The organism is Shewanella sp. SM29 (genome assembly GCF_025654245.1).
GTDB classification, from domain to species: domain Bacteria; phylum Pseudomonadota; class Gammaproteobacteria; order Enterobacterales; family Shewanellaceae; genus Shewanella; species Shewanella oncorhynchi.
Genome location: NZ_JAKKRN010000058.1, coordinates 1 through 9,189, shown reverse-complemented (window position 1 = coordinate 9,189; position 9,189 = coordinate 1). Strand labels below are relative to the sequence as shown.

8 protein-coding genes and 1 pseudogene are annotated in these 9,189 nt (G+C 44.7%); 5 read left to right on the top strand and 4 right to left on the bottom strand.

Going from position 1 to position 9,189, the window contains the following annotated elements; translation table 11 throughout:
* Positions 1–157: transposase (locus L5L77_RS22095; RefSeq protein ID WP_263185135.1), on the bottom strand; the 157-nt coding region annotated here is incomplete at its 3' end.
* A gap of 87 nt (positions 158–244) precedes the next feature.
* Positions 245–593 (bottom strand): annotated as a pseudogene (locus L5L77_RS22090) (hypothetical protein).
* A gap of 376 nt (positions 594–969) precedes the next feature.
* Between L5L77_RS22090 and L5L77_RS22085 the strand changes: the two are divergent.
* Together L5L77_RS22085 and L5L77_RS22080 are read left to right on the top strand one after the other, a co-directional pair.
* Positions 970–2,841, top strand: coding sequence for a methyl-accepting chemotaxis protein (locus L5L77_RS22085; RefSeq protein ID WP_263143286.1), 1,872 nt, complete (start codon positions 970–972; stop codon positions 2,839–2,841).
* Between the two features lie 499 nt (positions 2,842–3,340).
* Positions 3,341–5,212, top strand: coding sequence for a methyl-accepting chemotaxis protein (locus L5L77_RS22080; protein WP_263143284.1), 1,872 nt, complete (start codon positions 3,341–3,343; stop codon positions 5,210–5,212).
* Between the two features lie 83 nt (positions 5,213–5,295).
* On the opposite strand, the gene L5L77_RS22075 is transcribed toward L5L77_RS22080, so the two are convergent.
* On the bottom strand, positions 5,296–6,267 hold the full coding sequence (locus L5L77_RS22075; protein ID WP_113940290.1) for a LysR family transcriptional regulator: 972 nt from the start codon (positions 6,265–6,267) through the stop codon (positions 5,296–5,298).
* A 113-nt stretch (positions 6,268–6,380) separates the two neighbouring features.
* Between L5L77_RS22075 and L5L77_RS22070 the strand changes: the two genes are divergently transcribed.
* On the top strand, positions 6,381–7,589 hold the full coding sequence (locus tag L5L77_RS22070) for a multidrug effflux MFS transporter (RefSeq protein ID WP_113940291.1): 1,209 nt from the start codon (positions 6,381–6,383) through the stop codon (positions 7,587–7,589).
* Positions 7,590–7,730: 141 nt separating this feature from the next.
* Positions 7,731–8,351 (top strand): tRNA-uridine aminocarboxypropyltransferase, encoded by a 621-nt coding sequence (locus L5L77_RS22065; RefSeq protein WP_263143281.1) that lies wholly within the window; start codon positions 7,731–7,733, stop codon positions 8,349–8,351.
* 140 nt (positions 8,352–8,491) lie between these two features.
* Here the strand turns inward: L5L77_RS22065 and L5L77_RS22060 are convergent, their stop codons facing one another.
* A complete protein-coding gene (locus L5L77_RS22060) occupies positions 8,492–8,665 on the bottom strand; it encodes a hypothetical protein (protein WP_263185132.1) in 174 nt (57 codons plus the stop codon).
* A 368-nt stretch (positions 8,666–9,033) separates the two neighbouring features.
* Here L5L77_RS22060 and L5L77_RS22055 point away from each other — a divergent pair.
* A partial coding sequence (locus tag L5L77_RS22055; protein ID WP_263185135.1) for a transposase occupies positions 9,034–9,189 on the top strand: 156 nt, incomplete at its 3' end.

Genomic DNA, 9,189 nt, shown 5'->3' with positions numbered 1-9,189 from the left:
CTTTAGGTAAATCTCGCCAAGGGATACCTGTTCTAAGGCGGTAAAGAATACCTTCGAATGTTTGTCTATGTTCAGGTTTGTCATAAACACGGCCTGTGCTTTTCATTAAATGAAATAGCTTTTCCCAGCGTTCATCGGTTAGCATAAGTCTTGGCATGGCTTGAGGTTATGGTTACTTTTGGCGAAGCAAATTATAACGTCTTGCCATGCTGTCTAAAAATCACTCTCGAAAGATCAACAGACCCTAGTGTTCATCCTCTTTAATGCTCAAAAGTGCGCCCTTGATGGCGTGTCGCATTAGATTCCCTAACAATAGTGTCAGATCCATAAACCTGACTCTGCGGCTCCTCTGTCGCGTGGGCATGCTGCGTTGCGCTTGCCTGAGCCTGATTAAACTTAGCCAACTGACGTGCCATATAAAAGCGGCTAAATAGGACTAAACAACCGAGCGCAATCGCGCCAAATAAGAGCACGAAGGGCAATAAAAATAGTGATAAACAAATTAGGCTAATGCTAATTGCCATCGCTAACCAAGCCCGTGGGCCAGAAATTCGGGTCTGCAGTGGGCTCTGTTGGAACTGTTGAAAAATCATAAGAACTCCTCGATAGGCAGTGGACATTTAGTGTGCAATAGCGAGTGCGTATAGGTCACGTTAATCTTGATTAATTTACTTTATTTTACTCCGGAGGCCATTTTAGTGTTGCGCATTACTTTGATATGTGATCGCATGCCTATCTATATGTTGTTGCTCGAATAACGGTTGGTTAATTATATGTGTTTGCTAAAATCTTTTTGATGTAAATCTGAGCAATTTCTTTGCTAACTGTACAGAATATGAGAAAATTCAGCTCAAATTTAACTGCAGTTTTAACTCAGTTAGCCGCCTTATTATATTGGTTGTAAATGTTCGTTCGACCCGCTCAAACACCCTCTTGTTTCACTGCTTTGTTAATTAATTAGACGCCAACATGAACTCATATTCGCTCAAGCAAAAAATTCTGTTCTCTGTCGTGGCAGCCCTTTCACTCGTGATTGGTTTGTTGTCATGGCAAAGTTATTCCAGCCAAAAATCCCAGCTGTTACAAAACAGCCTAGAACAAGTGCAGCGCTTAGGTGAACAGCAGGCTGAGCGGATCCAAGAATGGTTGGCTGGCCGCCAAGATATTATGGGAGCCCTGGCGAACAAAGTTGAAGGTGACAGCCTCAATACACTTCAACAAGCACAGGCATCGGGCCGTTTTCAGCTGACCTATTTTGGCTCTCAAGCAGGGCAAATGTTGGATTCTGATCCGAGTATTGATCGTACGGGCTATGATCCTCGCAGCCGCCCTTGGTATCAACAAGCCATCAGTGAGCGCGGTCTTATTTTGACAAAACCTTACGTGGATGTTGCCTATAACATTCTGGTTGTGACTATGGCACAGCCTACCGCACAAGGTGTTGTGGGTGGTGACTTATCTATCGCAAGCCTAGTTGACGGTGTTAATCGGATGAAGTTACCGGCAAACGGTTATGCCATCATGATGCACAAAGACGGCACTGTGATCGCTTATAAAGATCAAGCTAAGACGATGAAACCTATAGGTGAAATCGACAACGAGCTTAATCGCAACTTACCAGAACAGAGTCGTGCAGCGGGCACTCTGTTGCCTATGTATTTTGAAAATGAAGGACGTGACAAATTAGTCTGGAGCGTTGATATCCCTAATACAGATTGGGAATTAGTGTTAGTGCTTGATAAGGAAACGCTAGAGTCGCCACTGTCGAGCTTGTTACTCACTCAGTTTGGGCTTTCTGCACTCGTGTTGATCTTAAGTGTGTTAGCCATTTCTTGGTTAGTTGGCATGTTACTGGGTCCTCTGAGTCGAGTATCGCAAGCCCTTGCGCGTATTGCCGATGGTAATGGTGATTTAACTCAACGTATTTCAGTCGACACTCAAGATGAAGTGGGCGTGCTTGCTGACAGCTTTAACCGCTTTGTGGGCAGTCAACATCAGCTGATCAGCCATATTCGCCAATTAGCGAATGAGTTAGATGCCGATGCTGAACGTAGTCTTGCCACCACGCAAACTTCTGTTGCCGAGTTACAACGTCAACAGCAAGAAGTCGCTATGGTCGCGACTGCGGTAACTGAAATGGCGAGTGCGACTAATGAGATCGCAGCCAATGCTGAGAACACGGCAACAGCGGCTCAACAGTCTGCAGCGAGCAGTTTACAGGGCAAAGAGTTAGTGAATAAAACTCGTAACTCGATTAATTCACTCGCAGATGAAGTGACTCAAGCAACGGATGTCATTGGCGATTTAAGTCGTCACGCTAAGTCTATCTCGAGTATTCTGGCGACAATTCAAGGGATTGCTGAGCAAACTAACCTGTTGGCGCTTAACGCAGCCATTGAAGCGGCTCGTGCTGGCGAGCAAGGCCGTGGTTTTGCGGTCGTTGCCGATGAAGTTCGAGTGCTTTCACGTCGTACACAGGATTCGACTCAGGAAGTACATACCACGATTGAAACGCTACAACGCACTACCGCTCGAGCAGTCAGCTTGATGGAAAGCAGCCAAGCATTAGCGGGTCATAGCGTAGAAGATGCCAATGCGGCGGCGAAAGCCCTTGAAGAGATCACACAAGCGGTCAACGTGATTTCAGATATGGCAGGCCAAATTGCTACCGCAGCGGAAGAACAGACTCAAGTGACGGGTGAAATAACCCAGAATACGGTTGCGATTAAAGATGTGACCGATGAGATTACCGCGTCGGCCATGGCAGATTTGGCACAGGCGAGAGGGTTAAAAGCTCGCGCTAATGACCTGAATGCGCAAGTCGCGACATTTATTCTTTAGTTGCCTTAACTCGATTTTTTGAATAATAGATATTTAAGTAAATTTCAATCGTAGGTTTACAATAACTAATAGTTTTCCTCCGCGCCTTAGACGGCGCGAAGGTATTACTTTTTAAGATTGTTTGTGATGATACAATAATGAGTTAATTATACCTTTATTTAAAGGTACCATTCTGTTTATTTTTTATAATATCTTAAAATCACTTAATAACTGTTTTAACTTGAAGTTTTTAGTTGCATTTAATTCTTAGTTGCATTTAATTCTTAGTTGTTTGCATTAATATGCATTGCTAAGCCTGTTTAATGTTTTGTGCTTATTTAAATTTGGCTAATTTAGTTTGTTTGTTAAGATTAAATTTTATTTTTAATTTATTTATCTTTCATGGTCAACGTGAAATAATTCATTTTTACGTTTCTAAGTAAGCTCACTGCTGCTAAAAATAGCTGTTGTTATATTTAGTCGGTATGGTTATCAGGTCTTTATTTGTGAAAAATATATTATGAAATCATTTTCATTAAGGCAGAAAATTCTTTTTTCCGTTATTCTTGCTCTTTCATCTGTCATATTATTATTATCTTGGCAGAGTTATTCAAGTCAGAAGAAAGTCTTACTAGATGTGAATTTAGAGCAGGCTCAACGACTTGGTGAGCAGCAAGCGCTACTTATCAGTGAGTGGCTCGTAAGCCGTCAGCAAATTGTTAAAGGAATCGGTGGGCAGTTGAGTCATGACATTGTGCAAGCAATGAAACAGGCTAAGCAATCGGGAGGGTTTGAATCGACATATTTTGGTGAGTCAAACGGTAATATGAGAGACTCAGAGCCAGCAACTGACTATTCAAATTATGATCCTCGTACAAGGTCATGGTATCAAGAGGCAATGCAAGCTGGAGGAAATATAATAACCCAGCCATATCTCGACATTCCTCTCCGTATTTTAGTTGTTACTTTGGCCGAGCCTGTTGCAGGCGGAGTTATTGCTGGAGATCTATCGATTAGTAATCTTATCGAAGAGGTCAACCGCATGAAGTTACCGGCAAACGGTTATGCCATCATGATGCACAAAGACGGCACAGTGATCGCTTATAAAGATCAAGCTAAGACGATGAAACCTATAGCTGAAATCGATAACGAGCTTAATCGCAACTTACCAGAACAAAGCCGTGCAGCGGGCACTCTGTTGCCTATGTATTTTGAAAATGAAGGACGTGAAAAATTAGTCTGGAGCGTTGATATCCCTAATACAGATTGGGAATTAGTGTTAGTGCTTGATAAGGAAACGCTAGAGTCGCCACTGTCGAGCTTGTTACTCACTCAGTTTGGGCTTTCTGCACTCGTGTTGATCTTAAGTGTATTAGCCATTTCTTGGCTAGTAAGTGTCCTGCTGGGTCCATTGAGCCGAGTATCGCAGGCACTGGCGCGTATTGCCGATGGCAATGGTGATTTAACTCAGCGTATTTCAGTCGACACTCAAGATGAAGTGGGCGTGCTTGCCGACAGCTTTAACCGCTTTGTGGGCAGTCAACATCAGCTGATCAGCCATATTCGCCAATTAGCGAATGAGTTAGATGCCGATGCTGAACGTAGTCTTGCCACCACGCAAACTTCAGTTGCGGAGTTACAACGTCAGCAGCAAGAAGTCGCTATGGTCGCGACTGCGGTAACTGAAATGGCGAGTGCGACTAATGAGATTGCAGCCAATGCTGAGAACACGGCAACAGCGGCTCAACAGTCTGCAGCGAGCAGTTTACAGGGCAAAGAGTTAGTGAATAAAACTCGTAACTCGATTAATTCCCTCGCCGATGAAGTGACTCAAGCAACGGATGTCATTGAAGACTTGAGCCGTCATGCTAAATCCATTTCGAGCATCCTGGCGACAATTCAAGGGATTGCTGAGCAAACTAACCTGTTGGCGCTTAACGCAGCCATTGAAGCGGCTCGTGCTGGCGAGCAGGGTCGTGGCTTTGCGGTCGTTGCCGATGAAGTTCGAGTACTGTCACGTCGTACACAGGATTCGACTCAGGAAGTACATACCACGATTGAAACGCTACAACGCACTACCGCTCGAGCAGTCAGCTTGATGGAAAGCAGCCAAGCATTAGCGGGTCATAGCGTAGAAGATGCCAATGCCGCGGCGAAAGCCCTTGAAGAGATTACGCAAGCGGTCAACGTGATTTCAGATATGGCAGGCCAAATTGCTACCGCAGCGGAAGAACAGACTCAAGTGACGGGTGAAATAACCCAGAATACGGTTGCGATTAAAGATGTGACCGATGAGATTACCGCATCGGCCATGGCAGATTTGGCACAGGCGAGGGGCTTAAAAGCTCGCGCTAATGACCTGAATGCGCAAGTCGCGACATTTATTCTGTAATCGCTATTCTTAATTGTTTGTCTCGATATTAGCCCGATAAAGCCTTTACTTTGTCGGGCTTTTTACTGGCCGTTTTTGTCGTGTTAAAGCATTTCTGTGGGATTGAATAACTTAGCCACACTTTGACAAATGGTTTCTCTAATCCATTTATGCCCTTGATCTTCATCATTTCTTTGATGCCATAACAGCACATAGGCCATTGGCATAAATTCGAAAGGCAGTGGCAGTTGTTTGAGCGGATAAAGTTGGCAGGCGTGACGGGCAAAGCTCGACGGCAGAGTGAAGATTAAATTGCTGTGGGCGCAAACGCTGGCGGCACCATAAAAGTCGGGTACAGTCGTGCTGATCCGGCGTCTATGCCCAAGATCGGCAAGAAAGTAATCCAGTGCCCACCAATCACTACCTTCACAACGAACCTGCACATGGGCCATATCGAGGTAAAGGGGTAAATTCCATTGTTCTGAGGTGAGCGCCGCCATCAGCGGGTGATCCTCTCGCACTAAGCAGACTTGTTGATCGGTAAATAATGTTTGATAGGCAATCCCTTCGGGCAGGCGATCCACTTGAAAATCCGACAGTGGATGCAAATCCCGCCCTGAAATGCCAAAGTCGATTTGCCCTTGCTGCAAATCCTGCATCGATTTTTCGGTCCAGACATAGGAGTCGAGTTTGACGTTGGGTGCCGTGGTCAGCATAGGGCCGATAAAATATGGGATTAAGGTTTCATAGGCGCTTTCCACCATGGCAAAAGAAAATTGTCGATTGCTACTGGCAGGATTAAAGGTCGGAGGCTGAGTGAGTTGATACAAGTCTTGCAATATATTCGGCAGTTTTTGCCCAAGAATGAGGGCGTGCGCGGTGGGTTTTAAGCCATGCGCCGTGCGCTGAAATAGGGGATCATCTAAGGTTTCTCTGAGTCGATTTAAGCTCTTACTGAGTGCTGACTGGCTTATATGTAATCGGCTGGCGGCGCGAGTGACACTCTGCTCCTCTAGCAGCACTTTGAGTATGACCAGCAAGTTCAAATCGATTCTAGCTAAGTTGTCGATATTCACAGATATTCCTCAGAGGAAATTTACTTTGGAAATTATACCATTTCTGTTCATACCTTGAGTTAATTAAAATAGCGCCCACTGAAATACCTTTCCCTGATCAACTGAGATTATTTATGCGGCGCAATCTGTTACCTATCCTGATGTCTATGGTGCTGCTCAGCCCATTAGCCATCGATATTTATTTACCTTCAATGCCAACTATGGCGACAGAATTCGCCGTATCTGCCAGTGATGTGCAATCCACGCTCGTATTGTTTTTATTCGCCATGGGCTTAGGCCAAGTGTTGATTGGGCCATTAGCCGACCGTTATGGCCGCCGTCCTGTGGCTATTTTCGGGGTCTTACTCTACGGCGCAAGTAGTCTTCTCGCTGCCGCGGCCATCGAATTTCATTGGTTACAGATTGCTCGTGTGCTGCAAGGTTTAGCCGCCTGTTCAACTTCTATTGTGGTGTTTAGTGCAGTGCGCGACTGCTACTCACAAAAAGAAGGCGCTAAAATTTACAGTTACTTAAATGGCGCGATTTGCGTGATCCCAGCTTTAGCACCAACCTTAGGTGGCTTGTTAGCGATGCAATTCGGCTGGCGTTCAACCTTCGTTTTCATGACGTTATATGCCATGTTGATGATGCTCGTTGTCGGTTATCGCTTACCTGAGACTCGTCCAGCCAACACTGTTACTACTGGCCCACTTTACCGTTGGGGCAGATTCAAACCTGTACTCGGTAACACCCACTTTTTGTTTTATGCCTTTGCTTGTATGTCAGCTATGGCGGCTATTTTGAGTTATGTGTCTTATGCGCCTGTGTGGTTGATTGGGCATTTAGGGGTTTCTGAGCTGGCGTTTAGTGGTTTATTCGGGCTCAATGCTGTGTTCAATATCGTGGCCTGTTTTGCGGCACCGATCGTTATTCGCAAACTGGGTAATCGTCCAACGGTTATTTTGGCTCTGTCCTTACTCGTTTTGTCTTCAGTGGCGACAGTGGCGGGGCAACAGTTTGGTCCAAATACAGGGATGGCAGCAGCTTTTAACTTCATGTTACCTATGATGTTGTTATGTGTGGGATTTGCCTTCTTACTCGGCCCTGCGACGAGTATGGCACTGTCAGCTTTCGGTGAACGAGCGGGGACTGCCGCGGCTATGCTAGGTTTTATTCAGATGAGTGGTGCATCCGTTTTAGCTGGACTTATACAGCAAACGAATTTAACTGCACCTTATGCAGTGGCACTCGTCATGGGCGTGTTTTCTATTGGTTTATTGTTGATGATGGCGCTGAGTCGATTCGACCACTGGCACCAAGAGCAGTTAGTTGGCGAGCATTAGTTCGCGGCACTGATTAATTACAGAGTACACCCTTTACCCACAGTTTGTTTGACCGCGAACTGTGGGTATTTTTTATTGTGTCTAATACCCTTTTATCCTTTGGTATACTCGTAAAATAACTCACTAAACCGAGGGTAAAGCTTGTCCCGTCACTATTGTGCTATCTGTCGTTATCCGCAAAATGCTTGCTTATGTGCGAGCGTTCAGCCTATCTCTCCAATGACTCAGTTGGTGGTTTTACAGCACCCGAGTGAAGTCGAACATAAGAAGAATAGTGTGCGGGTATTGAGTCTTGCTGTACCTAAAACGCAAGTTTATGTGGGTGAAAGCGAGTCTGATTTCAAAGGTTTACGGGAATATTTAGCGGCGTGTAATAAGCCGATTTATCTCGTCTATCCCTCTGCGTTAAGTGTGAGTGTTGAACAGCAACATATCAATCCTGATTGTGTATTGCTGTTGCTCGATGGCACTTGGCGTAAGGCATTCAAAATGCTGCAGCTGAATCCTTGGTTAACCCAGTATCCTGCGGTGCATTTGGCTGAAGGTTATGAATCGCGCTATCGGATCCGTAAATCGAGTCGTAGCGATAGTTTATCGACCTTAGAAGCTTGCGCTTATATGTTAAGCGCCCTCGATCCTACCCTTGATGTTCAGCCGTTAATGATGGCATTTGATGCTATGGTGGAACTGCGGATTAAGGCGATGCCGAGTACAGTGCAGGTTCGTTATCAGAATTCAAATGAATCCAGTGGTAAGGTATAGTTGATGGGGTTAAGGCTATTGAGTCTTAGATGTTTTAGGTATGAATTAGTGCTTTTAAGTTATTGAGTTTTTGAGACTCCGTACGAATTAAAATAGTCAAAATCTTATTCAGATCACGCTAACTTAATGTGAAATACGGTTTAATAACTGGGATTCATTTGCGCAGCAAATGATGAGATAGCTTTGCCAGCCAATTGCTTTGCAGGGGAGTAATTCCATTCATTACTATTAGTAAATGGCGTGCTGGCAGGGCTATCGAGCTTTAAATATGGTTTTTTATTGATAATGATGAGAGCGCTTTGCCAGGCCATCATTGGCTTTGCTGGGGAGTAGATTCCATTCATTACTATTAGTAAATGGCGTGCTGGCAGGGCTATCGAGCTTTAAATATGGTTTTTTTATTGATAATGATGAGAGCGCTTTGCCAGGCCATCATTGGCTTTGCAGGGGAGTTATTCCATTCATTACTATTAGTAAATGGCGTGCTGGCAGGGCTATCGAGCTTTAAATATGGTTTTTTTATTGATAATGATGAGAGCGCTTTGCCAGGCCATCATTGGCTTTGCAGGGGAGTTATTCCATTCATAACTATTAGGGTCTGTTGATCTTTCGAGAGTGATTTTTAGACAGCATGGCAAGACGTTATAATTTGCTTCGCCAAAAGTAACCATAACCTCAAGCCATGCCAAGACTTATGCTAACCGATGAACGCTGGGAAAAGCTATTTCATTTAATGAAAAGCACAGGCCGTGTTTATGACAAACCTGAACATAGACAAACATTCGAAGGTATTCTTTACCGCCTTAGAACAGGTATCCCTTGGCGAGATTTACCTAAA